Consider the following 25,431-nt stretch of genomic DNA (forward strand, 5'->3'; position numbering starts at 1 on the left):
ATGGGTTTTGCTCTCACGCAGCCGATGTCGCATTGAAGTGCTCGACGAACTTCTGGCGCAGTTCGACCTTGCGCAGCTTGCCGGTGGCGGTCATCGGCATCTCGTCAAGAATCCGCACCAGCTTCGGGATCTGGAATCCGCCGAGCGACTTGCGGCAGTGCTCGATGATGTCGGCTTCGCCGGTCTGCGCGCCGGGCCGCAGCTTGATAAAGGCGGCCACCGCTTCGCCCCATTGCGGGTGAGGTAACCCGACAACAGCGGCATTTAGCACCGCCGGATGCGCCAGCAGCGTTTCCTCGATCTTCACCGAGGCGACGTTCTCGCCGCCGGACTTGATCATGTCCTTCTTGCGGTCGATGAACAGCACCTCGCCATGCTCGTCGATCAGCGCGAGGTCGCCGGTGTGATGCCAGCCGAATTTCCGCGCGGCGGCGGTGGCTTCAGGGTCCTTGTAATACCCCATCATCACGTTCGGCCCACGATGCACGATCTCGCCGACCTGCCCCACCGGCAGCAGGTTGCCGTCGTCGTCCATGATCGCGGTTTCGTTGACGATCATCGATTCGCCCCAGTAGTTGCCGAAGCGCGCCAACTGCCGATCCGGCTGCGACATCGTCGTCGCCGGATACATTTCGGTCTGGCCGCTCGGCTGCATGAATGTCGGGCACAGTTCTGCAACGCACCGCTCCAGCAGCGGGCGCGGCATCGGCGCCATGGTGTAGAGACAGGCCCGCAGGCTCGACAGATCGAATTCCTTGCGGCGCGGATGATCGAGGATCGCCTGATACATCGCCGGCAATCCAATAAACACCGTCAGCCGGTCGCGCTGGACCGCCTCCATGCAGGCTACCGGATCGAAGCCGCGCATGATCGCGAGCTTGCCGCCGACCGAGAGATAGGTCAGCAGCAGGACATGAGCGGCGCAGTGAAACAGCGGGAACTGCCCGGTGATGCCGTCATTGCGGCCGAGGTTCATTTCAATGGCGTTGCTCATCGCCGCCATGACCACCGCGAGATGACAGTGCATCGCGCCTTTCGGGCGCGACGTCGTGCCCGACGTGTAGATGATCATCGCCAGATCGCGGTCGTTGAATTCAACTTCCGGCTCGATATCCGATTGTCCTGCGATCAGGTCATTGAAGCTCTCCAGCCCCTGCTCTTTGGCCTTTCCGGCAAGATCGACGGCGATCAGATCGACACCGCGTTTTTCCAGCGCCGCGCGCCGCTCCGGCTGCGCGTGCAGCATGTCGTCGATCAGCGCAAAGCGCACGCCCGCGTGGTCGAGAATGTAATCCATGTCCGAGGGGCCGAGCATGGTGTTGATCGGCACCCAGACGAGGCCCGCGCGGTGAATGCCGAACAGCGCTTTGACGAACTCCACCGAATTGTTGCAAATCGTTGAAATCTTCTCGCCGGGCTTGAGCCCCCGCGCCACGAGATAGTTGGCGAAGCGATTGGCGTCGCGCTCGATCTCGGTGAACGTCACCTGCCGCGCGCCGTCAGTCAGCGCGATGCGGTCGGGGAAGCGTTTGGCGGCGCGGCGCAGGATATCGCCGACGGCCACGCGCCCGATGCGTCCGGGGCCGGGTACGCCGCCCGTTGCTGTCAGATCGCTCATGAAGACCTCCCTGTCTTAACCCACGGCTCTTTGTCCGTTTCGGTTGTCGTTAGTTCAGCTTGAGAATTTTCCGCGCCTCGGCCGGCGACGCGATCTCGCGTCCCGCCTTGCGCGCGCAGGCCACGATGCCCTCGATCAACTGACCGTTCGAGGTCACCTTGGTGCCGTCGCCGAGATAGAACGTATCCTCGAGCCCGGTGCGCAGATGTCCGCCGAGTTCGGCGCAGCGCAGATGCAGCGGCCATATCTCCTCGCGGCCAATCGCCGTGACGCTCCAGTTGGCGTCCGGCAGTTTCAGCTTGAGCAGGATCGGCAGCAGATCGGGATCGGCGGGCATTCCCGACGCGACGCCCATGACGAAATTGTATTCGAGCGGCCCGGAGTACATTCCGTTCTGCTTGTACATCGCCACGCTACGCACGATGCCGACGTCGAAGCACTCGAATTCCGGGAGCGACTTCGCTACCTTCATGACGTCGAGATATTTCTGGATCTTGTCCGGCGCGTTGTCGAACACATGTGGCGGCCAGGCCCATGAGCCGTCGGCCTTGACCTTCAGATAGTTCAGCGAACCGGCGTTGCAGGCGGCCATTTCAGGCCTCGTCTCGCGCACGCAATCGAGCGCGCCCTGATAGTTCGGCCCACTGACGCCGGTGGTGTGATTGATGATGACGCCGGGGCAGGCCTCGCGGATCGCCTGCTGGACTTCCTTCGACAGGTTCACGTCCCATGACGGCATATGCCCCTTGTCGGGTTCCTGCTGGCGCAGGTGCATGTGCATCACCGAGGCACCGGCATTGAACGCGGCCTTCGCCTCCCGCGCCATCTCCTCCGGGGTTACCGGCACATGATGCTGCTTGGGATTGGTCAGCACGCCGTTGAGCGCGCAGGTGACGACGGCTTTATCCATGATGGCCCTCGGGTGGTCGCGAATTTGCCCGGAGGGTAAGAGGCCGGGCCCGGTAACGTCTTGTGAAAACTAGCTGGCCTTGCGACAATTCGGACGCATAATTTCAGAAGACACAATTTCAGAAGACATAATTTCAGAAGACATGGCGGCTTAACGCAAGTCTGCGCCGCGGGAACGGGCCATAAATCTCCTACATGGAGGATGAAGATGGATGCCCCCGAGCGGTTCGCCGAGACCCCGGCCAGCCCCTTTCTGACGCCCGAACACGTTGCGTTCCGCGATATGTTGCGGCGCTTCGTGGCGACCGAGATCGAGCCTTTTGCAGCGCAATGGGACGAAGCGGGAGAATTTCCCCGCGAACTCTATCTGAAAGCGGCCTCCATCGGCCTGCTTCAGCTTGGATTCCCAGAGGAATACGGCGGCGTCCCCTGCGACCGCTTCATGTCCATGATCGCCGCACAGGAACTGGCCCGTGCAGGCGCCGGCGGCGTCAGCGCCAGCCTCAAGAGCCACACCATCGGCGCACCGCCGATCGTCTATGGCGGATCAGACGAACTGAAAGCGCGCGTGCTGCCCGACATTCTGGCGGGCCGGAAAATCTCCGCGCTCGCGATCACCGAGCCCGGTGGCGGCTCCGACGTGGCCAACCTGCGCACCACTGCGCGGCGCGACGGCGGCCACTATGTGGTCAAGGGCGAGAAGACCTTCATAACCTCGGGCATGCGCGCGGATTATACCACCGTCGCGGTGCGCACCGGCGGCGAAGGCGCCGGCGGTGTCAGCCTGCTTCTTATCGAACGCGACACGCCGGGTTTCTCACGCACGCCGCTCAAGAAAATGGGCTGGTGGGCATCCGATACCGCAACACTTTACTTCGACGATTGTCGTGTACCTGCGGAAAACCTGATCGGCACCGAAAATTCCGGCTTCAAGCTGATCATGAAGAATTTCAACAGCGAACGGCTTGGCCTTGCGGCTGGTTGCACCGGCTTTGCGCGGGTCTGCGTCGAGGAAGCCATCGCCTATGCACGCGAGCGTAAAACCTTCGGCAAGCGGCTCGCCGATCATCAGGTCATCCGGCACAAGATCGTCGACATGGCGCAGCGCGTGGCCGCAACGCAGGCGATGCTGGAACTGCTGATCTGGCGGCTGGAGCAAGGCGATAATCCCGTGGCTGAAGTCTGCATGTGCAAAAACCAGGCGACGCAGACGCTGGCGTACTGCGCCTCCGAAGCGGTGCAGATTTTCGGCGGCGCTGGCTACATGCGCGGCCCCAAGGTCGAACGCATCTATCGCGAGGTGAAGGTCAACGCCATCGGCGGCGGCACCGAGGAAATCATGAAGGATCTGGCGAGCCGCCAGATGGGACTCTAGGCAATCACAAGAAGAACCGGGAAACGCAATGCAGTTCACGCAGGAGCACGACGCCATCCGCCGCACCATGCAGCAGTTCATCAAGAACGAGATCAATCCGTTCGTCGACGAATGGGAGCGCGACGCAATCTATCCGGCGCATCAGGTGTTCAAGAAGATGGGTGACCTCGGCCTGCTCGGATTGTGCAAGCCCGTGGAATATGGCGGCGCGGGTCTCGATTACAGCTACGGCATGGTGATGGCGGAAGAACTCGGCGCGATCAACGCGGGCGGCGTCGGCATGTCGATCGGCGTGCAGACCGATATGGCGACACCGGCGCTGGCGCGCTTCGGCTCCGACGAGATGAAGCGCGAATTTCTCGCGCCCTCCATCGCGGGTGACTTTGTAGCGTGTATCGGCGTGTCGGAGCCCGGCGCGGGCTCGGATGTGGCGTCGATCAAGACCACCGCGCGCTCCGACGGAGACGACTACATTATCAACGGCGGCAAGATGTGGATCACCAACGGCACACAGGCCGACTGGATGTGCCTTCTCGCCAACACCGGCGATGGTCCGGTCCACCGCAACAAGTCGCTGATCTGCCTGCCGATGAAGACCAAAGGCGTGGAGGTTCTGCGCAAGCTCGACAAGCTCGGGATGCATTGTTCGGACACGGCGGAAATCAAATTCACCGACGTGCGCGTGCCGAAGCGCAACCGCATCGGCGAGGAAGGCAAGGGCTTCACCTATCAGATGCTGCAATTCCAGGAGGAACGGCTGTGGGCGGTGGCGGCGTGCCTGAAGTCTCACGAGAAGACCATCGACGAGACTATCGATTATACCCGCGCCCGCAAGGCGTTCGGCAAGCCTCTGCTCGACAATCAGGTGATCCACTTCCGGCTCGCCGAACTGAAAACCGAGATAGAGTTGTTGCGCTCCCTGCTCTATCGCGCCTGCGAGGAATACATCAGCGGCAACGACGTGACCCCGCTGGCGACCATGGGTAAACTGAAGGCTGGCCGTCTGGGCCGGGAGATTCCCGACGCCTGCCTGCAATACTGGGGCGGCATGGGCTTCATGAATGAAACCCGCGTCAGCCGCGCTTACCGCGACCGGCGGCTGACCTCCATCGGCGGCGGCGCTGACGAGGTGATGCTGAGCGTGCTGTGCAAGTACATGGGCACGCTGCCGGAGCAGTAAGAGCTTTGGCCGGAGCAGCAAGCGGCTTGCGCCATGTCATGAGACGCGCTGTATAGTGCCGAGAAGCAAGGAACCATTCGACATGCTGACCCTTTACCACTGCGCCAGCGCGCGTTCGTTCCGGCCGCTCTGGACGCTGGAAGAACTCGGCATCCCCTATGACCTGAAGATGCTGCCCTTCCCGCCGCGATTCCTGAAGCGCGAATATCTTGAGCTCAATCCGCTGGGCACCATTCCGCTGCTAATCGACGGCGACACGCGCATGACGGAGTCGTCCGCAATCTGCCATTACCTTGTGACGAAGTACGGCCCGACCCCTCTGAACGTCACGGTCGATGAACCCGCCTACGGCGCTTATCTGAACTGGCTGTTCTTCGGCGAAGCGACACTGACATTTCCGCAGACGATCTACTTCCGCTATGCGCAGCTCGAGCCGGAAGAACGCAGAAATCCGCAGGCTGCAAGCGATTACGCGCGCTGGTTTCTGGCCCGGCTGCGGTCGCTCGAAACGGCGGTCACCGGGTCGGAGATGGTTTGCGCCGGACGCTTCACCGCGGCCGACATCTCGGTTGGATACGCATTGATGTTCGCGGTTTCCAACGGTCTGTCCGAGCAATTCACCCCGGCTGTCACCGCGTATTGGGAGCGACTCAAACAGCGCGACGGATTCCGCAAGGCGATTGCGGCGCAGGACCGCGCTGGCGCCGAGCAAGGCGTCGCGCCGCGCGTTCCGGCGGCGACCTAAGCCCGCAGTCCCGTTGCGTCGCTCGCAACATCGCGTCCGTTGATGATCTGCAAGCGGCGCGAGCCGGAAAACAACGCGCTCGGCTGCAATCCATAAATGCGGCGCAGCGAATGGCTGAAATGTGTCGAATCCGGATAGCCCGCATCGAGCGCGAAGTGCGCGAGATTCCGTTCGACGTTGACGTGATGCAGGATATTCCGCGCGCGCTTCCAGGCACGGAAAGTCTTGAAGTTCATGTTGGTCTCGTCCTTGAACAGATGCAGGAAGCGCGACAGCGACAGTCTGACGCCGCTGGCGCAATCGTCACCCGAAATGCTGCTGGACGGCTTCGCCTGAAACCGCGACACAACGGTCGATATGCGCGTATCCAGATCCCGCTGCTTCAGGCGGCGCTGGAGAAATATCTGGTCGAAATCCGCGGAGGTGAAACCGCTGGTGCCGCTCAGCGCCATCGTCGCATAGATCTCGCGAAACCGCGCAGCGAGCCGGCTCGCCGCAACCGGATCGTCGCACTGGCGGATGATCTCCGCGAGATCTTCGTCGCAGACCGATTCCGGCTCGATCAGAAGTCCAAGAATTTCGCGGGATTCCGAGGTGATCTTGTGCGGCAGATAGGCAGGAACGGCGAGGATTTCGCCGACGCGCGGCGGCTGCCCCTCGATTTCAAGACGCGCCGTGCCGTGCAGCGGCACGCAGACCGCCAGCGCGCCGAGAGCCCGCACCGACGGCGTGCCGTGCAGCCCCGCATAGAACACGCGCTCCGAACTGATCAACATGAACCGGTCGGACCGGACGGACTTGCACACGCGCATGATGTTCTCCCCGAGACTTCGATCTTGAGCGATGGTTCGCTTCTTTGTGAAGGGTCTTATCGATCTTTCCCAGCCTGCTCAGTCCGCCCCGCACCCATGTAGCCGAACAGAAACCCGGCGACCTTGCGCTTCTGGATTTCCTCGCTGCCCTCGGTGATGCGGTAGCGCCGGTGATGACGGTAGATATGCTCGAACGGCTTGTGTCGCGAATAGCCCATGCCGCCATGCACCTGCATCGCGCGGTCGGCGGCCTCGCAGCACAGCCGGTTCGCCCAGAAATTACACATCGAGACCTTGTCGGAGAGACGCTGCTCGACCTCCGCCTGCGTCATGCGGTCCATTTCCCACGCGGTCTTGCGGATCAGCAGCCGCAGCATCTCGGCTTGCGTCGCAAGCTCGACAAGCGGCCACTGGATCGCCTGGTTCTCGGCCAGCGCCTGTCCGAACGGCTTGCGCTCGCGCGCGTAGCGCACGCTTTCCTCGATGCAGTAGACGGCCGCACCCAGCGAACTCGCGGCCTGTCGAATCCGGTTTTCATGCACGAAGCATTGCGCCAGCGACAGGCCGCGGCCGGTTTCGCCGAACAGCGCGTCGTCAGGCACGAACACGTCTGTGAAACTGACGCGCGGATGATCGGTCGGCATGTTGAAGGTCCACAGATATTCCTCGACCTTCACGCCCTCGGCATCGGCCGGGACCAGAAAGCAGGTAATGCCCCTCGCGTCGCCGCTCTTGCCGGATGTGCGCGCGAACGTCGCGCAATGGGTGGCGACGTGCATTCCGGTCGTCCACATCTTCTCGCCATTGATGACCCAGCCGCTGACGCCGTCGCGCGTGGCCGGAACCGCCATGGTTTCCATGTGGGTGGCGTCCGATCCGTGATCGGGCTCGGTCAGGCCAAAGGTGATGCGGTATTTGCCGGTGATCGCGCCTTCGATCATCGCTTTCTGGTCGTCGCGGCCATAGCGGTCCAGCATGGTGACGAGCGGAAAATTCCCGACGATGGAGTGTTCGTTCTGAAGATCGTTATGCAGCCCGAGACCCTTGGCGGCGAAATGCTCGCGGATCACGGCCATCCACAGGTTGGAGCCGTCCTTGCCGCCGTAGCGTGACGGAATCGCAAAGCGCAGATGCCCCGCTTCATCGGCGAGGTTTTTCGCCTGACGCAGCAGGTCTTCCCATTCACGACGCGGCAGACCGTCGCGGTCGAAATCCGTTCGCGCCCATTCGCGCCGGTGATCGAAGAAGCGTTTGTTGTCGTCACGCGCCTCAAGCGGCTTGATCTGGCGATCGATGAAGCGATCAAGCTCCGCGAGGTAAGCAACCAGATCGTCAGGCAGTGAGAAATCCAACGCAGCGCTCCTGGCGGTCCATCCCGGGCTTCGTTTTTTCTCGACGTTCTTTGACGCCTTCCTGACGTCGCGGCACTCGGAGGAGCCCGCGACGGGAGGCCGAATTAAGATAAGGCCCGGGTCGTTAGTCAAGCGCTTAATTAATTTGTGAAGCGCGTTGTTTGCTGGCTAACTGGGCGCACAAAAACACGCATGTGTTGCAACGCAGCGTAAGGGAACGCATGGCTTACGAATTCGCAAAGGTCGACCGCAAAGGTCCGCTCACCATCGTCACGCTCAACCGCCCGGAGGTGATGAACGCGGTGCATTCGCCGATGCACTTCGAGATGCATCGTATCTTCGACGAATTCAGCAAAGATCCGGATCAATGGATCGCCATTGTCACCGGCGCTGGCGACAGGGCGTTTTCCGCGGGCAACGACCTGAAATGGCAGGCCCAGGGCGGCCAGCGCGGCTGGGACAAGAGCGGCTTTGCCGGGCTGACCCATCGTTTCGATTGCGACAAGCCGATCATCGCCGCCGTCAACGGCGTGGCGATGGGCGGCGGATTCGAGATCGCGCTGGCCTGCGACCTGATCATCGCGTCAGAGAACGCAACCTTCGCCCTGCCCGAACCGCGTGTCGGCCTCGCCGCGCTCGCCGGAGGGTTGCACCGCCTGCCCCGCCTGATCGGCCTGAAGCGCGCCATGGGCATGATCCTGACCGGACGCCACGTCCCCGCGCGCGAAGGACTTGAACTCGGCTTCGTCAATGAAGTCGTTCCCAAGGGCGAAGCGCTGGCCGGCGCGGAGCGCTGGGCCAATCTCATTTTGCAGAACGGCCCTATGTCGATCCGCGCCTCGAAGCAGACCATGCATCGCGGCCTCGGCGTGTCGCTGGAACAGGCCCTCGGCGAGCAGTTCGACTATCCCGCCGTCAAGGCGCTGGCCGCGTCGGAGGATTATGTCGAAGGCCCCAAGGCGTTCGCGGAGAAGCGCCCACCGCAATGGAAGGGCAAGTAGCCCTTACTGCTCGTCGCGCTCGCGCCGGTAAGACGCATAGTTCGGCTGGTCGACGGCAAGCTTGTCCATGGTGGTCTGCCAGACATGCTCGGCAAGGCCCGGCGTTTCAAGATCAAGTTCGCCGCTCTGGATACGCGATGACAGCAACCGGTTGAGGTCTTCGAGCCCCCCTTCCCGGCCGAGCAGCTTCGACAGACGCTCCGCCTCACCGGCGTCGCTATAGGCCGCGCGCGTCATCTGCCGCGCCACGAGATCCAGCGCATTCAGCGCGACCCGCAGCTTGAACGCGCCATGCCCGGACATTTGCGGCGCGACGTCGGCACGGAGAAATTCCGCCACCGCGTTGATGAGCTCGACCGGCGTGGGATGATCCTGCATGTGACCCTCAACTTATCCTTGGCGCATGACGTTGTCCGAAACCGCTGCACGCTTTTCTTGCGTCATGCGCCGCGACGCGGCGCCAGCAGCCGCAACAGATCGATCTCGGTTTCGGATGCACGGCGGCCGATCATCGCGCGCTCCATGGAATGATCCGGGCCCGCGCGAAACCGCTGCATCATGCCGCAACACATCACGCCCCAGCGCAGGGTGCCGAGAACTTCCCAGAACATCACGCGCGGCACATCCACGACCCGGCCCGACGCCGCTTCGTAGGCTGCGAAAAATTCCTCGCGGCTGCCGAGGCCGCCGACAGGCTTGTCGATTTCGCCGAAGCGCCATGAATTGACGCAGATCCAGCCGAGATCTTCCATCGGATCGCCGACATGCGCCAGTTCCCAGTCGAGCACCGCGCGCAGCCCGTCCGGGCCAACAATGAGATTGCCATGGCGGAAATCACCGTGGACCAGCGTCACCACCGGCGACTGCACAGGCGCGTTGTCGCGCAGCCAGCGCAACGCCAGATCGAACACCGGCCGCGGCCAATCAAATGATTTGTATTCAGCGGCAAGGTCGCCGATTTCGCCGGCGACCGTCATCAGCCGCAGTTGAGGCAGACGCGCCTTATCCAGCGCGTGAATGCCCGCGACCGCCTTGCCGAGTTGTGACGTCAGCACCGCGCGCGCCTGCGTAAATTGCGCGTCGCGCAGGATCTTGCGCGGGATCGTCTCGCCTTCGACCCGGTCCATGATGAAGCCACTGCCAAGACCGTCCTGCGGGCTCAACACATGACGCACACGCGGCGACGGAATTCCGGCCTCATAGGCCTGCTGCATCAGAACGGCTTCGGCCTTGAGCCCGGCAGCACGCGTGGGAGCGGCGCCATATCCCGCAGGCGCGCGGCGAAGAATGACCGCGATGTTTCCTGACGGATGCAAGACATCAAATGCCCAGGTCTCCTGGCTCGCGCCGCCGGAAAGCTGAGTCAGACCGCCGACCCCCGTGGCTCCGGGGAACCAGTTTGCGATGCCGGCTTTGACCGGGCTTTCAATTGTCATTGTGAGGCAAGGTATCGTTTCGGAGTTTGGACCGCAAAGAAAAACGCGGGCGCAGGACCAGTCATTGACCGGCCCGCGCCCGCGTTCCGTAAGCGCTAGAACATCAGGCCGTCCTTGACCAGAACCCAGCGGCCGTTCTTGACCTGCTGAACCTGCGTCACCGTGCTGGCGAGATGGTTTGTCTTCGAGAACTTGGTCGGCGGCGAATTGAAGATATCCTGGAATACGTCGCCGGATTCCATCGCATCGAGCACCTTCTGGCCGGTCAGATCCTTGCCCGCCTTGTTCACATAGTGGGCGAAGGTCATCATGGCGTTGTAGCCGATGATGGCCTGCGTGTTGGCGTCAGCGCCAAACGCCTTCTTGTAGTTGTCCAGCCAGTCCTTGGCCTTCCCCTTCGCCGTGTCCGGATAGGGAATCTCGAAACCGGCGGCGGCATACAGACCCTCGACAGCCTCTTTGCCGAGCGCCGGAACTTCGAGGACGTTGGTCGGTGTTGCGCCGAGGAACGTCACATCCCAGCCGAGCTTCTTGGCTTCACCCATCGCGCCGATGGTTTCGCGGATCACCGTGCCAAGGACGACGAGATCGCAACCGTCCGATTTCATCTTCGCAACCTGCGCGCTGAAATCGGACGCGCCACGCTTGTAGCTGGTGATCGAAGCCGGTGTCAGCTTCATCGCGGTGACTTGCTGGTTGAAGCCATCAAGAACGCTTTTTCCGAATTCGTCATCCTGATGCATGATGCAGGGCTTGGCGAATTTCTTCCATTCGATCATGTGCTTGAGCGCGGCACGTGTACTTTCAACATAAGGAAGAATGTTGTTGAACTTCAATCTTTCCTGCGGCTTTGCCGGATCGAACTTGAAGGTGAACTCCGCGGCCGTCAGCGGGAAGAGTTGCAGCACGCCGGCATCGAACAGGATGTCCTGGGCCGCGAGCACGGTGGGCGAACCCATCGGTCCGACCATGGCAAAGATCTTGTCCTTCTCGATCAGCTTCTGCGAGGCCAGTACCGCGCGCTTCGGATCGTAGCCGGAGTCTTCCACGATCAGCTTGATCTTGCGGCCGTTGATGCCGCCGGCGGCATTGATCTCGTCAGCCGCCATTTTCAGGCCGTTGGCCACCGGCACGCCCCAGCCCTTGATCGGGCCGGACAAATCCTGGTGCGACCCGACGACAATTTCGGTCGGCGAAATGCCTTCGTTGGTCACCTTGGTCTGTGCGAAGGCCGGCGACTGGGTCAGCGCGAGCGCCCCCACCGCAAGGCCCAGCGCCTTGAACGATTTCGACATAACGGTCTCCTTCCTGTTGGCCCATATTCAGCGAAGGCCGGGCCTTGCTACCTTCGCCGCTGAGCGGCCCTTTCAGGCCGCGGAATGCGCTTCTTGTGACGCAATATGTCGCGAGCTTACGCCACGGCGCTCGCCCGGTACATTGCATCGATCTCGGCTGCGTAGGACTTGTTCACGAAACTGCGCTTCAGCTTCATGGTCGGGGTCAGTTCCTCATCCTCCGGCGTCAGTTGCCGTTCGATCAGGTGGAACTTCTTGATGGTTTCCACGCGGGCTAAATTCGCGTTCACGGTCTCGATCTCGCGCTGGATCAGGTCCTGAACTTCCGGCGCGCGGCAGAGGCTCGCGTAGTTCGTGAACGGAATGTCGTAATCCTGCGCGAATTTCTCGACGTTCTCGTGATCGATCATCACCAGACACGTCAGAAACGGCCGCTTGTCGCCGATCACCACCGCATCCGAAATATAGGGCGAGAACTTGAGCTGGTTCTCGATTTCGGAAGGCGTGATGTTCTTGCCGCCCGACGTGATGATGATGTCCTTCATCCGGTCGGTGATCTTGACGAAACCTTCGTTGTCGATGGTGCCGACGTCGCCGGTATGCAGCCAGCCCTTCGCGTCGATGGTCTCGGCGGTTTTCTCGGGCTGGTTCAGATAGCCCATGAACAGGAAGTCGCCCTTGATGAGGATCTCGCCCTGCGGACAGATCATCACCTCGCCCCAGGGCGCGGCCTTTCCGACCGAGCCGAGCTTGATGCGCTCGTTGGGCATCAGCGTCGCCACGCCGCAATTCTCGGTCTGGCCGTAGACCTCGCGCATATCGAGACCGAGCGCGAGATACCAGCGGATCAGGTCGGGCGAGATTGGTGCTGCGCCGGTGAACGCGATGCGCACGCGGTCCAGCCCCAGCATCCGCCGGATGTTGCGGAACACCAGCCAGTAGGCGGCCTTGCCCGCGAGCCGCAGCGATAACGGCGCTATCTCTCCCTCCAGCCTGTAGTCCGTGAGCCGCTGCCCGACGCCGATGGCGCGGCGATACATCCATTGCTGGAGCGGCGTTGCATCCTTCAAGGCCAGCGTAATGGCTGAATAGAATTTCTCCCAGATTCGCGGCACCGCCAGGAATGCGGTCGGCTGCACCTCGCGCAGATTGTCCGGCACGGTTTCCGGGCTTTCGGCGAAGTTCATCACCGAGCCGACGGCGATCGAGAGATAGTAGCCGCCGATCCGCTCCGCGACGTGGCACAGCGGCAGGAACACCAACCGCTCTTCATGATCGGTCGGCACCAGCAGATAGTCCGCGTAGCGCATCTGGTGGGTGACGCTGCGGTTGGAATGCATCGCGCCCTTCGGTGGTCCCGTCGTGCCCGACGTGTAGACCAGAATGGCGAGATCGTTTGCGCCCCGGCTTTCGATCATCTCGTTCCACAGAGCGTCCCGCCCCTGCATGTGATTGCGGCCGAGCGCCATGAATTCATCGAGCGACATCACCATCGGATCGCTGAAGCCGCTCAGGCCCTCCATGTCGAACACGACGATCTTCTCGACGGTCGGGCATTTCGCGCGGCAGGACAGAACCTTGTCGAGCTGCTCGTCATCCTCGGCGAAGATCACCTTGGTCCGGGAGTCGTTGACCAGATATTCAACCTGGCTCGGGGAGTCGGTCGGATAGATACCCGACGACACGCCGCCCGCGCACAGCACGCCCATATCGGCGTAGACCCATTCCGGCGTCGCATTCGAGACGATCGAGGCGACGTCGCCGGGCTTGAACCCGATTGCGTCGAGCGCGTAGGCGATTTCCTTCGCCTTCTGCAACCACTCGCGCCAGCTGGTCGATTGCCAGACGCCGAGATATTTTTCACGGATCGCGGGCTTGTCGCCGCGGGTTTCGACCGCCAGCAGAAAGCTCTTCGCGATCGTATCCGCGACGGTGATCACTGCGGGTCTCGCCATGGCTTGATCCTTGTGCTCTCGTTACCTCGTGCGTGTTGCGCTTTCGCCGGCTTACCGCCGGTCTTGCCGCAATCTTATCTCCAGGTTTTCTTCTTCTTCCAGCGCCGCTCGCCTCGTGCGCCGTCTTCCTTGGCGCCAAGGTAGAATTCCTGAATGTCCTGTGACATCATCAGCCGCTCGCAGGTGTCGTTCATCACCACGCGCCCGATCTCCAGCACGTAGCCATAATGCGCGGTTTCCAGCGCCACCTTGGCGTTCTGCTCCACCAGCAGGATCGACATGCCCTGCTCCGCGTTGACGCGCTTGATGATCGTGAAAATCTCCTTCACCAGGATCGGCGACAGCCCTAGCGAGGGCTCGTCGAGCAGCAGCAGAACGGGCCGGTTCATCAGCGCGCGGCCGATGGCCAGCATCTGCTGCTCGCCGCCGGACAGTTGACCGGCGGGCTGATCGACGCGCTCGCGCAGCCTCGGGAAATACCCGTACACCCGCTCCAGATCGGCAGCGACCCCGTCGCGATCCTTGCGCGGATACGCGCCCATCATCAGGTTCTCGCGCACGCTGAGAAACGGAAACACCTCGCGGCCCTCGGGCACGTGGCTGAGGCCGAGGCGCACGATCTTGTCCGCCTCCATGCGCTGGATCGCCTGCCCCTTGAATTCGATGGAGCCTTTTTGCGGATCGAGAATGCCGGAGATGGTCTTGAGCACCGTGGTCTTGCCGGCGCCGTTGGCGCCGAGCAATGTGACGATCTTGCCGCGCGGCACCTCCAGGCTGATGCCACGAATGGCCATGATCGGCCCATAGTAGCTTTCGATGTTGCTGAGCTTGAGAATGATGTCGGGATTGCTCATGACATCGTCCTCATGCGCCGAGATAGGCTGCAACGACGTCGGGATGCGCCTGAACCTCGGCCGGCGCGCCCATCGCCAGCACACGGCCGTAGTTCAGCGCGATCACACGGTCCGACACCCGGTTGACCAGCGTCATGTCGTGCTCGACCATCAGCACGGTGATGCCAAGCTCGGTCTTCATGTCGCGGATCCAGAACGACATGTCGTCGGTCTCCTCCACATTCAGGCCCGACGACGGCTCGTCGAGCAGGATCAGCTTCGGCTCGGTGCATAGCGCGCGGGCAAGTTCGATCACCTTGCGCACGCCATAAGGCAATCCGGAGATGAGCTTGTCCCGATGGGCGGCAAGGTCAAGGAAATCGATGACCTGCTCGACGCGGCGGCGATGCGCTTTTTCGTCGCGGCGCACATTGGGCAGGAACAGCAGCTCCTGCCACAGGCTGGTGGTGCAGTGGCGGTGCCGTCCGACCAGGAGGTTACTCAGGACCGTAGCATTCTCGAACAATTCGATGTTCTGGAACGTCCGCGCGATGCCCAGCTTCGCGATGCCGTAAGCAGGCTCATTGGTGATGTCCTGATCCTCGAAGTAAAGCCGTCCCGAGGTCGGGTCGTAAAGGCGCGAGATCAGGTTGAAGATCGAGCTTTTGCCTGCGCCGTTGGGCCCGATGATGGAAAGGATTTCGCCCTTCTCCACCGCGAAGCTGACGGAATCCACCGCCTTCAGTCCGCCGAAGTGGAGCGAGAGATTCTCGGCGCGGAGACAGCTCATCGGTTCCGCTCCGATTTGACGTAGATCTTCTGCCGCTTGAAGGTCGCGCGCTTGTAGAGCGGGAACAACTGGAAGAAGAGCTTGATCTTCAGCCAGCGGCCGTAAATGCCGTAAGGCTCGAACAGGATAAAGAGCATGATGATCAGGCCGTAGATCGCGCCTTTCAGGCCGTTCGCGGACGCAATCGCCGCGACGTTCCTCTGGATGCTGGCCGCCTGCTCCGCGCCCGCGCCGAACATCGCCGAAAGACCGGCGATCATCCCCGGGATGTCGTCCTTCAGGAAGGTCAGGAACGGATCGACCATCACAATGAAGATCGCGCCCAGCACCGCGCCATGCAGGCTGAGCACACCGCCGATAATGATCACCATTATGAATTCGATGGACAGCTGGAGCGTGAACATCTCCGGGCTGATGAAGGACATCTTGTGGGCAAAGAGACAGCCCGCGAGGCCCGTGATCGCAGCACTCAGCGCGAACGACTTCACCTTGTAGAGCGAGATGTTGATGCCCATGCTCTTCGCGGCGGTCTCGCTGTCACGGATAGCGACGAACGCGCGGCCGGTCGGCGAGCGCATCAGGTTGAGTGTCCCGACAATGACCAGGATCAAAAGGCCGAGGCACATGTAATAGAAGGTCGGACTGTCGCGCGTGATGCTGCCGCCGAACATCTGGATCGCGCGGACACGCATCCCGTCATTGCCGTGGGTCACGCTTTCCCAGCGCGCCAGAATCTCTTCCACTATCAGCGCAAACGAGATCGTGGCGATGACAAGATAGATACCCTGCAGCCGCAGCGCCGGAAATCCGACCATCGCGCCGACAATACCGGCCAGAACCCCAGCCGCCAGAAAATAGACGATGAACGGAACGCCCATCTGCTGAAGGTAGGCGGCGGTGTAGGCCCCGATGGCAAGAAACGCCGCGTGTCCCAGCGAGGCCTGTCCGGTGAATCCGGTCAGGATCATCAGACCCACGCCGACGGTGGCGTAGATGCAGACGAAGACAAGCTGGCTGACAAGATAACTGCTGAGGACGAACGGCGCCGCCAGCAGCAGCACCAGCAGCGCGCCGTAAGACCAGATGTACCCGCTGTGCGGGACGAGCCGGATGTCGTCGTCATAGTCAGTCTTGAAAAGAAACCGCATCTGCGCCCCTCAGACTTTCTTCCGGGTGTGAAGCCCGAAGATGCCTTCCGGCTTCAACAGCAGAACTGCGAGCAGCACGATGTATGGGGCGACATCCTTCCATCCCTGCGGCAGATAAAATCCCGCCATGCTTTCGATCACGCCGACCAGCACGCCGCCGACCACCGCGCCCGGGATCGACCCGAAGCCGCCAAGCACGGCGGCCGGGAACGCTTTCAGTCCCAACACCAGCCCGACGTTGGAGTGAACGAACGTAATGGGCGCGAGCAGCACGCCGGCGCAGGTCGCGACCGCGGCGCTGATCGCCCAGACAATCGACACCACCCGCTTGACGGGGATGCCCATATAGTAGGCCGCGAGCATGTTCTCGGAACTGGCGCGCATCGCGGTGCCCAGCGTCGTCTTGTTGAAAAAGAGATACAGCACGCCGCACAGGATGACCGTCGCGGCGATCACCGACAGTTTGTCATAGGCCAGCACGAGACTGCCAAGCCGCAGCACGCCATGGCTGAACGGCGTCTCGATCTTGAGATCGTCGGTGCCCCAGACCATGCCCGCGACGGAACGCAGGAAGAAGCCGAGCCCGATGGTCGCCATGATAATGGAGAATTGCGGATAGCCGAGGATCGGCCTCACCACGAGGCGTTCGGCCAACATGCCGAACAGCGCCATCGCGCCGACGGCGGCGATGAAGCCGAGCCAGTAGTTGAAACCGAGCAGACTGATGAAGGTGAAGGCGAAAAATCCGCCCAGCATCATCAGATCGCCTTGCGCGAAATTGACGACTTCGGTGGCCTTGTAAACAAGGACGAAGCCAAGAGCGATCAGGCCATAAACACAGCCGAGCGCAACGCCGCTCACCAACTGCTGAACGAAGTCCAGCATTCCCGGTATCCCTCCCCCACGTGCCGCGATTCTGTCGATCGCCTAGGTCACGTTGCGATCCTAACGATCGCTTTGGTCAGTTCTTGTGTCGATTAGCTATGCGTTTTTTGCGTGCGCACTTCCGGCAATCAGAGCCAAACGGCGATGGCGTGTCAACAATCCTCGCGCTCGCCTGCCGTTCAGGGCACTGGGTGCGCCGCAACGAGATTTGCGTTTGGCAGTTCTTTTCAGGAACGGCAGTCACGATTGCTCGGGGTGCGATGTCTTGCCGCGCAAGCGCTCGCGCACGAGGCATCGCAAAGGAAAAAGGCCGGGATCGCTCCCGGCCTTCAAGTTGTGCGCAAGTCTCGTTTGCAAGGCTTAGGCGCACAGGGAGGTTCTTTGTAAGTCCTTATTTGGCTTCGGCGCGCTTCGGCGGCGAGGCCGGCCACGACTTGATCAGCGTGTCGTAGTCGATGGTCTCACCCTTCGGCTTCTCATTCGCCAGCTTGCGCTGCGGCGCGATGTTGCCGTCCTTTTCCGACTTGGCGAACCAGAACTCAGCGGTTTCTTTCTTGTTGAGCTTCGGTCCGCAGGCGCCCTGCACGCCCGACTTTTCGAGGCGTTCAAGCACCGAGTCCTGGGCCGCAGCCAGCGAGTCCATCGCAGCCTGAGCGGTCTTCGTACCGGACGACGCATCGCCGATATTCTGCCACCACAACTGGGCGAGCTTCGGATAATCCGGGATGTTGTTTCCGGTCGGAGACCACTGCACGCGCGCGGGCGAGCGGTAGAATTCGATCAGACCGCCGAGCTTCGGCGCGCGTTCGGTGAAGGACTTGTCCCAGATGTCGGATTCACGGATGAAGGTGAGACCGACGTGACTCTTCTTCAGCGACACCGTCTTGGAGGTGATGAACTGGAGATAGAGCCAGGCAGCCTTGCGGCGATCCGGCGGCGTCGACTTGAGCAGCGTGCCCGAGCCCACGTCCTGATAGCCGAGCTTCATGCCCTCTTTCCAGTACGAGCCGTGCGGAGACGGCGCCATACGCCACTTCGGCGTGCCGTCGGCGTTCACCACCGGACCCGGCTTCACCATGTCGGCGGTGAAGGCTGTGTACCAGAACATCTGCTGGGCGATATTGCCCTGCGCCGGCACCGGACCCGATTCAGAGAAGGTCATGCCCTGCGCTTGCGGCGGAGCATACTTCTTCATCCAGTCGAGATACTTGACGATCGAGTAGACCGCCGCCGGACCGTTGGTATCGCCGCCACGCTCGACAGACGAGCCGACCGGACGACAGCCTTCCATGCGGATGCCCCATTCATCGACGGGCAGACCGTTCGGAAGACCCTTGTCGCCGTTGCCGGCCATCGACAGCCAGGCGTCGGTGAACCGCCATCCCAGCGACGGGTCCTTCTTGCCGTAGTCCATGTGGCCATAGACCTTGACGCCGTTGATTTCCTTGATGTCGTTGGTGAAGAACTCCGCGATGTCTTCATACGCCGACCAGTTCACCGGCACGCCGAGCTCGTAGCCATACTTGGCCTTAAACTTTGCCTTGAAGTCCGGATTGGTGAACCAGTCGTACCGGAACCAGTAAAGGTTCGCGAACTGCTGATCCGGAAGCTGATAGAGCTTCTTGTCCGGCGCGGTGGTGAATGACGTTCCGATGAAGTCGTCGATGTCGAGCATCGGGTTGGTGACGTCCTTGCCCTCGCCCGTCATGTAGTCAGACAGCGCGATGGCCTGACCGTAGCGGAAATGCGTTCCGATCAGATCCGAGTCGTTGATCCAGCCGTCATAGACGTTCTTGCCGGACTGCATCTGGGTCTGGATCTTCTCGACCACGTCGCCTTCCTGAATCACGTCATGCTTGAGCTTGATGCCTGTGATCTCGCTGAAGGCCTTTGCGAGCGTGTTGGCTTCGTATTCGTGGGTCGCGATGGTTTCGGAGACGATGTTGATCTCCATGCCCTTGAAGGGTTCAGCGGCCTTTGCGAACCATTGCAGTTCTTTCATCTGATCCGCCTTCGATAACGTCGATGGCTGGAATTCGCTGTCGATCCACTTCTGATTGACCGCATCATCGGCGCGCGCCGGCATGATCGCAGCCGACGCTGCTATCAAGGCCACCGCGCTTGCCATCGACAGAAGACGGCTCTTCCCGGTTAGATGTCGCATTTGGTTTCCTCCGTTGAAACACAACTTCAGCTCCGGGTTGATCCCGGATCTGCCTCTTTTCGCTTAGCTAGACGTTGCGAAATATGACAACGGCCATGCCAACCGAAATGACGCTGGCGATCCACAAACTCGATATCTCGACGCCTTCTCCAAGGGGGAGCGTCGCAATCGGGTTCGTGCCCGCAAATGCAATCCACAAAAGATGAATGATCGCCGCCATGATCAGCGAAATGAACAGCCGGTCGCCGCGTGTGGTCGGAATGTGCAATATCCCGACGCGCTCCGCCTCCGGATAGCGCACCGCCAGCCACGTCATGGTTCCAAGCGTCGCCGCCAGCAGGCAGAAGAAGATTGCTGTCGGGGCAGTCCATGCCATCCATGCGATATTTTCCATGATCACACCCGGCCCAGCGCGAAACCGCGCGCGATGTAGTTGCGGACAAACCAGATCACCAGCGCGCCCGGAATGATGGTCAGCACGCCGGCCGCCGCCAGCAATCCCCAATCCATTCCGGACGCGGAAATCGTGCGCGTCATGGTCGCGGCAATCGGCTTGGCGTTCACCGATGTCAGCGTGCGCGCCAGCAGCAATTCGACCCACGAGAACATGAAGCAAAAGAACGCCGCGACGCCGATACCGCTCGCGATCAGCGGCATCAGGATCTTCACGAAGAAGCGCGGGAACGAGTAACCGTCGAGGAACGCGGTCTCGTCGATTTCCTTCGGAACGCTGGAGACGAAGCCTTCGAGAATCCACACCGCCAGCGGCACGTTGAACAGGCAATGCGCCAGCGCCACCGCCCACGGCGTATCGAACAGGTTGATCGCCGAATACAGATTGAAGAACGGCAGCGCGAACACCGCCGGCGGCGCCATGCGGTTCGACAGCAGCCAGAAGAACAGATGCTTGTCGCCGAGGAAGCGGTAGCGCGAGAAGGCATAAGCCGCAGGCAGCGCGAACGAGATCGAGATGATCGTGTTGATGATAACGTATTTCAGCGAATTGATGTAACCCGAATACCAGCTCGCGTCGGTGAAGATGCGCTTGTAATGCATCAGCGTCGGATTGTTGGGCCACAGCGTCATGGTCGTGACAATCTCGGTGTTGGTCTTGAAGCTCATGTTGATGAGCCAGTAGATCGGCAACAACAGGAAGATCAGGAACAGCCCGAGAATAATGCGGCGTCCGGGAATTGTATGCATCACGCGCCTCCCGCCGGTTGCGCGCGCTCGTTATCGGCGTTCGTCATCACCGTGTAGAACACCCAGCACACGATCAGGATGATGAGGTTGTAGACGATGGACAGGGCCGCCGCCTTGCCGAGGTCGAACTGCCCGAGCGCGATCTTGACCAGCTCGATGGACACGAAGGTCGTGGAGTTGCCGGGGCCTCCGCCGGTCACGACAAACGGCTCGGTGTAGATCATGAAACTGTCCATGAACCGCAGCAGCACCGCGATCAACAGCACGCGCTTCATTTTCGGCAACTGGATCGCCGTGAACACCGCCCAGCGCGACGCGCCGTCGATTTGCGCCGCCTGATAATAGGCATCCGGGATCGACTTCAGGCCCGCGTAGCACAGCAATGCGACGAGGCTGGTCCAGTGCCAGACGTCCATCACGATGATGGTGCACCACGCATCGAAGCTGTTGGAGACGTAGTTGTAATCCAGGCCCATCTTGTTCAGGGCGTAACCCATCAGGCCGATGTCGGGACGCCCGAATATCTGCCAAATGGTGCCGACCACGTTCCACGGAATCAGCAACGGCAGCGCGAGGATGACGAGGCACGCCGCAACTCGCCAGCCGTCGCGCGGCATCGACAGCGCGACCAGAATGCCGAGCGGCACCTCGATGGCGAGAATGATCGCCGAGAACAGAAGATTACGCCCGAGCGAGGTCAGGAAGCGGTCGCCGAGGTCTGTCGTCGGATCGAGCAACTCCTTGAACCAGCCGACGCCGTTCCAGAAGAACTTGTTGTTGCCGAAGGTGTCCTGCACCGAATAGTTGACCACCGTCATCAGCGGCAGGATCGCGGAAAAGGCCACGATCAGGAACACCGGGAGGACCAGAAGCCACGCCTTGTTGTTGATCGTCTTGTCCATCAGACGCGCCCCTCGACCAGCAGGCTATCGGCATAAACGTGAACATGCGCCGGATCGAAAACAAGACCGGCTGTCTTGTCCGGTATCGAAAATCCGTTCGGAACCCTTGCCGCGAACTTCGCGTCGCCGATCCGCACGCGCGCAAACCGCACACGCCCGAGATCGTCGATCCGCTCGATCTGCGCCGACAGAAGTCCCGACGCGGGCGGCGCGACATGGACGAACTCCGGCCGCACGCCGATTTCGATCCTGGCGGCTGGCGGCTGGCTGTCGTAGGTCCGGTCAAGCCTGATGGTGTGGCCGCTGATGATCGCATCGCGGCCTCTCACCTCGGCGGGAACGATGTTCATGCCGGGCGAGCCGATGAAATAGCCGACGAAGGTATGAGCGGGTTTCGCGAACAGCTCTTCCGGCGTGCCGCTCTGCACGACGCTGCCGTCATGCATCACAACCACCGTGTCGGCGAATGTCAGCGCCTCGGTCTGGTCGTGGGTCACGTAGATCATGGTGAGGTCGAGCGCCTGATGCAGCGCCTTGAGCTTCGAGCGCAATTCCCATTTCAGATGCGGGTCGATCACCGTCAGCGGCTCATCGAACAAAACCGCCGCCACATCGGAGCGCACGAGGCCGCGGCCAAGCGATATCTTCTGCTTGGCATCTGCGCTGAGCCGCACCGCCTTGCGGTCGAGATAGGGCGTAAGATCGAGCAGCTTTGCGATCTCGGTGACGCGCGTCTGGATCTGATTGCGCGGTAGCCCGCGGTTCTTCAGCGGGAACGCAAGGTTCTCGCCCACGGTCATGGTGTCGTAGATCACCGGAAACTGGAACACCTGCGCGATATTGCGTTCGCGCGTGGTCGAACTCGTGATGTCGGCACCGTCGAACAGGACCTTGCCGTGCGACGGCGTGACGATGCCCGAGATGATGTTCAGCAACGTGGTCTTGCCGCAGCCGGACGGCCCGAGCAACGCATAGGCCCCGCCCTGCCGCCAGGTCATGGTCATCGGCTTCAGCGCATAGGATGCGGGATCGGCTGCGTCGCCGCCGTAGGAATGCGCAAGATCGACAAGGTCAATGCGAGCCATGCGAGTGTCCCGAATTCGACGTTCGCTTAAATTTGCAGCGTGTCCCTTCGCGAACGCCGAACTCGAAAGGACACTCGTTAATTTACGATTCCAGCGATCAAAATCGGATCACTGGCCCTCACCTTGCCGCCGGCGCGGCCACAAGCCGGCCGAATTGATCGAAAACAAAAAGATCGTTCGGGTCGAGAACGGCATCCAGTTCCTGCCCCGGCAGGAATTCGTGAATGCCCGGCAGCACGGCGACCCAATTGTAGCCCTCGCGCTTGAGATGCACGAAACTTTCGGAGCCGGTGATTTCCGTGACGCTCACGGTCGTCACGAACGCATGACGGCCGGGAGATGCACCCGCAACGTCAAGCTGGTGCGCGCGGAATCCAACCTTGTACGAGCCGTCGCTCAAGCCTTCATAAAGACCCGCGACCGAGGCGCGTTCGCCGCCGGAATAGAAAATCGATCCGTTTTTCTTTTCAATGCCGACGGTGTTGAGCGGCGGGTCGGAAAACACCTCGGCCACTTCCACCGTGTCAGGCCGCCGATAGACATCCGGCGTCGGGCCCGATTGAAGCGCCCGCCCTTCCCCCATGCAGATGGTGCGGCCGCCAAGCAGCAGCGCCTCGGATGGTTCCGTTGTCGCGTAGACGAAAATCGCGCCGGATTCCTCGAAGATGCGCGGCAGTTCGGTGCGCAGTTCCTCGCGCAGCTTGTAGTCGAGATTGGCCAGTGGCTCGTCGAGCAGCACGAGGTCCGCTCCCTTCACCAGCGCCCGCGCGATCGCCGTGCGCTGCTGCTGGCCGCCGGACAATTGCAACGGCGTGCGGTTGAGATAGGGCTCCAGCTTGAGCAGCTTCGCCGCATCCCTGACGCGGCTCTCGATCTCCCCGCGCGCGACACCCTGCACGCGCAACGGCGAGGCGATGTTCTCAAACACCGTCAGCGTCGGATAATTGATGAACTGCTGATAGACCATCGCGACCGAGCGCTTGCGCACGTCAAAGCCCGTCACGTCCTTGCCGTCGACAAGAACGCGCCCGGACGTCGGTTTATCGAGACCGGCCAACAGCCGCATGATCGAGGTCTTGCCCGACAGCGTCGGCCCGAGCAGCACGCTCAAGGTACCGCGCTCAAGGGTGAGCGAAATATCGCGAATCCAGGATACGCCGTTCACCTCGCGCGAAACGTTGTCGAGGGTGACGCTCATGCGCGGCCTCCCGCTTCCCTCAGCGGCCGGTCGAAGCCGCTGCGATGCGTGGCGATCCAGTCATCGAGCGCTCTCACCTCATCAACTGAAAGGCGCAAGCCCAGCTTGGATCGCCGCCAGACGATGTCCTCGGCAGTGCGCGCAAACTCGTGCGTAATCAGATAGCGGACTTCGCGTTCCGTCAGCGTATCGCCGAACAATTGCCCGAGATCGGCCGTCGATGCTGCATTGTCGAGAACCTTGCTGGCCCGCGTACCATAGGCGTGCGCAAGACGAAGCGCGAGAGAGTGCGGCAGGAACGAATTGTCGCGGACCAGTTCGTCGGCCAGCGCCGGTATCGCCGACACATCGAGATCGCCGCCGGGCAGCGGCGCGGTCGCGGTCCAGCCAGCCGGCTTTGCTTTACCCGGCAAGTATTGATCCAGCCGTTCCAGCGCTTCTTCGGAGAGACGGCGATAGGTCGTGATCTTGCCGCCGAAAATCGACAGCAGCGGCAGTCCGTCCGGCGCATCGAACTCGAACACGTAATCGCGGGTCGCGGCCTTGGCTTCGCTGGCGCCATCGTCATAGAGGGGGCGCACACCGGCGTAGGCCCACACCACGTCGTCCGGTTTGACCTGCTTCGCGAGATAGTCGTTCACCGACTCGCAGAGATAGGCAATTTCCTCGGACGAGGCTTTCACCTTCGACGGATCGCCATCGTAATCGCGGTCGGTGGTGCCGATCAGCGTGAAATCGTTCTGGAACGGAATCACGAACACAACGCGCCCATCCGCATTCTGGAACGTGTAGGCGTGATCGTGCTCGTAAAGACGCGGCACCACGATATGCGAGCCCTGCACCAGACGCACCTTGGCCTTGGCGTTGATACCGGCACGCCGGTTCAGAACATCCTCGACCCACGGGCCGCCCGCATTCACCAGCGCGCGCGCCTGAATGCTGCTCTGCGCGCCGGTCTCGGTGTCTTCGAGGATGACCTGCCAGAGTCCGTCCTGCCGCCGTGCCTCAACAGCACGGGTTCGCGTGCGGATCACCGCGCCGCGATCCGCCGCATCGCGCGCATTGAGAACCACAAGGCGCGCGTCGTCGACGAAACAATCGGAATACTCGAAACCTTTTGTGAAGCGGCCCGGCGCCAACGGCCGACCGACCGGATCGCGCGCAAGATCAACCGTGCGCGTGGCAGGCAACAACCGGCGGCCGCCGAGGTAATCGTACATGAAGAGGCCGAGCCGCAGCAGCCACGCCGGGCGCAGTCCCGCATGATGCGGAAGTACGAAACGCAGCGGACGGATGATGTGCGGCGCGATCTGCCAGAGCACTTCCCGCTCCAGCAGCGCCTCGCGCACCAGACGAAACTCGTAATACTCGAGATAGCGCAGGCCGCCGTGAATGAGCTTGCTCGACCACGACGAGGTGCCGCTGGCGAGATCGTTCATTTCACACAGGAAGACAGAATTTCCACGGCCCACGGCGTCGCGGGCAATACCGCAGCCGTTGATCCCGCCGCCAATAATAGCGAGGTCGAAAACCTGTCCCACCGCG

23 protein-coding genes are annotated in these 25,431 nt (G+C 61.6%); 4 read left to right on the forward strand and 19 right to left on the reverse strand.

What is annotated here, in order from left to right; genetic code table 11:
* Positions 1-13: 13 nt before the first annotated feature.
* Entirely contained in the window at positions 14-1,618 is a 1,605-nt protein-coding gene (locus tag AC1RKJ_RS07180; protein ID WP_492790382.1) for an AMP-binding protein, read from the reverse strand.
* A gap of 49 nt (positions 1,619-1,667) precedes the next feature.
* Positions 1,668-2,531 carry a beta-keto acid cleavage family enzyme gene (locus AC1RKJ_RS07185; protein WP_492792667.1) on the reverse strand — a complete coding sequence of 288 codons (864 nt, stop codon included), beginning with the start codon at positions 2,529-2,531 and terminating at the stop codon, positions 1,668-1,670.
* Positions 2,532-2,735: 204 nt separating this feature from the next.
* Between AC1RKJ_RS07185 and AC1RKJ_RS07190 the strand changes: the two genes are divergently transcribed.
* From AC1RKJ_RS07190 to AC1RKJ_RS07200, 3 genes are all read left to right on the forward strand, one after another.
* On the forward strand, positions 2,736-3,902 hold the full coding sequence (locus AC1RKJ_RS07190) for an acyl-CoA dehydrogenase family protein (protein WP_492790383.1): 1,167 nt from the start codon (positions 2,736-2,738) through the stop codon (positions 3,900-3,902).
* 28 nt (positions 3,903-3,930) lie between these two features.
* Positions 3,931-5,082 (forward strand): acyl-CoA dehydrogenase family protein, encoded by a 1,152-nt coding sequence (locus AC1RKJ_RS07195; protein WP_492790384.1) that lies wholly within the window; start codon positions 3,931-3,933, stop codon positions 5,080-5,082.
* 82 nt (positions 5,083-5,164) lie between these two features.
* Complete coding sequence (locus AC1RKJ_RS07200; protein WP_492790385.1) at positions 5,165-5,827, forward strand: glutathione S-transferase family protein; 663 nt, start codon at positions 5,165-5,167, stop codon at positions 5,825-5,827.
* Here AC1RKJ_RS07200 and AC1RKJ_RS07205 read toward each other — a convergent pair.
* The gene (locus AC1RKJ_RS07205) at positions 5,824-6,603 is read right to left on the reverse strand and encodes a helix-turn-helix domain-containing protein (RefSeq protein ID WP_492790386.1); all 780 of its coding nucleotides are present in this window, start codon (positions 6,601-6,603) and stop codon (positions 5,824-5,826) included. The genes AC1RKJ_RS07200 and AC1RKJ_RS07205 overlap by 4 nt on opposite strands.
* A gap of 92 nt (positions 6,604-6,695) precedes the next feature.
* Complete coding sequence (locus tag AC1RKJ_RS07210; protein WP_492790387.1) at positions 6,696-7,991, reverse strand: acyl-CoA dehydrogenase family protein; 1,296 nt, start codon at positions 7,989-7,991, stop codon at positions 6,696-6,698.
* 221 nt (positions 7,992-8,212) lie between these two features.
* On the opposite strand from AC1RKJ_RS07210, the gene AC1RKJ_RS07215 reads away from it, so the two are divergent.
* Entirely contained in the window at positions 8,213-8,992 is a 780-nt protein-coding gene (locus tag AC1RKJ_RS07215; protein WP_492790388.1) for an enoyl-CoA hydratase-related protein, read from the forward strand.
* Between the two features lie 3 nt (positions 8,993-8,995).
* On the opposite strand, the gene AC1RKJ_RS07220 is transcribed toward AC1RKJ_RS07215, so the two are convergent.
* From AC1RKJ_RS07220 to glpD, 15 genes are all read right to left on the reverse strand, one after another.
* Positions 8,996-9,370, reverse strand: a complete 375-nt coding sequence (locus tag AC1RKJ_RS07220) for a DUF6285 domain-containing protein (RefSeq protein ID WP_492790389.1) — start codon at positions 9,368-9,370, stop codon at positions 8,996-8,998.
* A gap of 62 nt (positions 9,371-9,432) precedes the next feature.
* Positions 9,433-10,428 (reverse strand): phosphotransferase family protein, encoded by a 996-nt coding sequence (locus AC1RKJ_RS07225; protein WP_492790390.1) that lies wholly within the window; start codon positions 10,426-10,428, stop codon positions 9,433-9,435.
* Positions 10,429-10,523: 95 nt separating this feature from the next.
* Positions 10,524-11,723 carry an ABC transporter substrate-binding protein gene (locus tag AC1RKJ_RS07230; protein WP_492790391.1) on the reverse strand — a complete coding sequence of 400 codons (1,200 nt, stop codon included), beginning with the start codon at positions 11,721-11,723 and terminating at the stop codon, positions 10,524-10,526.
* A 116-nt stretch (positions 11,724-11,839) separates the two neighbouring features.
* A complete protein-coding gene (locus AC1RKJ_RS07235) occupies positions 11,840-13,678 on the reverse strand; it encodes an AMP-dependent synthetase/ligase (RefSeq protein WP_492790392.1) in 1,839 nt (612 codons plus the stop codon).
* A gap of 74 nt (positions 13,679-13,752) precedes the next feature.
* Entirely contained in the window at positions 13,753-14,532 is a 780-nt protein-coding gene (locus tag AC1RKJ_RS07240) for an ABC transporter ATP-binding protein (RefSeq protein ID WP_492790393.1), read from the reverse strand.
* Positions 14,533-14,542: 10 nt separating this feature from the next.
* Positions 14,543-15,301 carry an ABC transporter ATP-binding protein gene (locus tag AC1RKJ_RS07245; RefSeq protein ID WP_492790394.1) on the reverse strand — a complete coding sequence of 253 codons (759 nt, stop codon included), beginning with the start codon at positions 15,299-15,301 and terminating at the stop codon, positions 14,543-14,545.
* Entirely contained in the window at positions 15,298-16,449 is a 1,152-nt protein-coding gene (locus AC1RKJ_RS07250; RefSeq protein ID WP_492790396.1) for a branched-chain amino acid ABC transporter permease, read from the reverse strand. Before AC1RKJ_RS07250 ends, AC1RKJ_RS07245 begins: the two co-directional genes overlap by 4 nt.
* Positions 16,450-16,458: 9 nt before the next feature.
* On the reverse strand, positions 16,459-17,334 hold the full coding sequence (locus tag AC1RKJ_RS07255) for a branched-chain amino acid ABC transporter permease (protein WP_492790397.1): 876 nt from the start codon (positions 17,332-17,334) through the stop codon (positions 16,459-16,461).
* Between the two features lie 391 nt (positions 17,335-17,725).
* On the reverse strand, positions 17,726-19,462 hold the full coding sequence (locus tag AC1RKJ_RS07260) for an ABC transporter substrate-binding protein (RefSeq protein WP_492792668.1): 1,737 nt from the start codon (positions 19,460-19,462) through the stop codon (positions 17,726-17,728).
* A gap of 103 nt (positions 19,463-19,565) precedes the next feature.
* Positions 19,566-19,892, reverse strand: a complete 327-nt coding sequence (locus tag AC1RKJ_RS07265) for a DUF2160 domain-containing protein (protein ID WP_492790398.1) — start codon at positions 19,890-19,892, stop codon at positions 19,566-19,568.
* Positions 19,893-19,894: 2 nt separating this feature from the next.
* On the reverse strand, positions 19,895-20,701 hold the full coding sequence (locus tag AC1RKJ_RS07270) for a carbohydrate ABC transporter permease (protein ID WP_492790399.1): 807 nt from the start codon (positions 20,699-20,701) through the stop codon (positions 19,895-19,897).
* Positions 20,701-21,603: a carbohydrate ABC transporter permease gene (locus tag AC1RKJ_RS07275; protein WP_492790400.1), complete on the reverse strand. Its 903-nt coding sequence runs from the start codon at positions 21,601-21,603 to the stop codon at positions 20,701-20,703. Before AC1RKJ_RS07275 ends, AC1RKJ_RS07270 begins: the two co-directional genes overlap by 1 nt.
* Positions 21,603-22,688: an ABC transporter ATP-binding protein gene (locus AC1RKJ_RS07280; protein ID WP_492790401.1), complete on the reverse strand. Its 1,086-nt coding sequence runs from the start codon at positions 22,686-22,688 to the stop codon at positions 21,603-21,605. Before AC1RKJ_RS07280 ends, AC1RKJ_RS07275 begins: the two co-directional genes overlap by 1 nt.
* 118 nt (positions 22,689-22,806) lie before the next feature.
* Positions 22,807-23,886, reverse strand: a complete 1,080-nt coding sequence (locus AC1RKJ_RS07285; protein ID WP_492790402.1) for an ABC transporter ATP-binding protein — start codon at positions 23,884-23,886, stop codon at positions 22,807-22,809.
* Positions 23,883-25,427 (reverse strand): glycerol-3-phosphate dehydrogenase, encoded by a 1,545-nt coding sequence (gene glpD / locus AC1RKJ_RS07290; RefSeq protein WP_492790403.1) that lies wholly within the window; start codon positions 25,425-25,427, stop codon positions 23,883-23,885. The genes AC1RKJ_RS07285 and glpD overlap by 4 nt, the downstream gene beginning before the upstream one ends.
* Positions 25,428-25,431: the final 4 nt, after the last annotated feature.

This window comes from Afipia sp. GW822-FHT04G07 (genome assembly GCF_058800765.1).

Coding starts and splice junctions, on each gene's coding strand:
- AC1RKJ_RS07255 (WP_492790397.1), bottom strand. CDS start 17,334: ATGCTGGACTTCGTTCAGCAGTTGGTGAGCGGCGTTGCGCTCGGCTGT.
- AC1RKJ_RS07200 (WP_492790385.1), top strand. CDS start 5,165: ATGCTGACCCTTTACCACTGCGCCAGCGCGCGTTCGTTCCGGCCGCTC.
- AC1RKJ_RS07245 (WP_492790394.1), bottom strand. CDS start 15,301: ATGAGCTGTCTCCGCGCCGAGAATCTCTCGCTCCACTTCGGCGGACTG.
- AC1RKJ_RS07190 (WP_492790383.1), top strand. CDS start 2,736: ATGGATGCCCCCGAGCGGTTCGCCGAGACCCCGGCCAGCCCCTTTCTG.
- AC1RKJ_RS07215 (WP_492790388.1), top strand. CDS start 8,213: ATGGCTTACGAATTCGCAAAGGTCGACCGCAAAGGTCCGCTCACCATC.
- AC1RKJ_RS07235 (WP_492790392.1), bottom strand. CDS start 13,678: ATGGCGAGACCCGCAGTGATCACCGTCGCGGATACGATCGCGAAGAGC.
- AC1RKJ_RS07250 (WP_492790396.1), bottom strand. CDS start 16,449: ATGCGGTTTCTTTTCAAGACTGACTATGACGACGACATCCGGCTCGTC.
- AC1RKJ_RS07230 (WP_492790391.1), bottom strand. CDS start 11,723: ATGTCGAAATCGTTCAAGGCGCTGGGCCTTGCGGTGGGGGCGCTCGCG.
- AC1RKJ_RS07275 (WP_492790400.1), bottom strand. CDS start 21,603: ATGGACAAGACGATCAACAACAAGGCGTGGCTTCTGGTCCTCCCGGTG.
- AC1RKJ_RS07225 (WP_492790390.1), bottom strand. CDS start 10,428: ATGACAATTGAAAGCCCGGTCAAAGCCGGCATCGCAAACTGGTTCCCC.
- AC1RKJ_RS07205 (WP_492790386.1), bottom strand. CDS start 6,603: ATGTTGATCAGTTCGGAGCGCGTGTTCTATGCGGGGCTGCACGGCACG.
- AC1RKJ_RS07270 (WP_492790399.1), bottom strand. CDS start 20,701: ATGCATACAATTCCCGGACGCCGCATTATTCTCGGGCTGTTCCTGATC.
- AC1RKJ_RS07180 (WP_492790382.1), bottom strand. CDS start 1,618: ATGAGCGATCTGACAGCAACGGGCGGCGTACCCGGCCCCGGACGCATC.
- AC1RKJ_RS07285 (WP_492790402.1), bottom strand. CDS start 23,886: ATGAGCGTCACCCTCGACAACGTTTCGCGCGAGGTGAACGGCGTATCC.
- AC1RKJ_RS07260 (WP_492792668.1), bottom strand. CDS start 19,462: ATGGCAAGCGCGGTGGCCTTGATAGCAGCGTCGGCTGCGATCATGCCG.
- AC1RKJ_RS07280 (WP_492790401.1), bottom strand. CDS start 22,688: ATGGCTCGCATTGACCTTGTCGATCTTGCGCATTCCTACGGCGGCGAC.
- AC1RKJ_RS07240 (WP_492790393.1), bottom strand. CDS start 14,532: ATGAGCAATCCCGACATCATTCTCAAGCTCAGCAACATCGAAAGCTAC.
- AC1RKJ_RS07265 (WP_492790398.1), bottom strand. CDS start 19,892: ATGGAAAATATCGCATGGATGGCATGGACTGCCCCGACAGCAATCTTC.
- AC1RKJ_RS07220 (WP_492790389.1), bottom strand. CDS start 9,370: ATGCAGGATCATCCCACGCCGGTCGAGCTCATCAACGCGGTGGCGGAA.
- AC1RKJ_RS07195 (WP_492790384.1), top strand. CDS start 3,931: ATGCAGTTCACGCAGGAGCACGACGCCATCCGCCGCACCATGCAGCAG.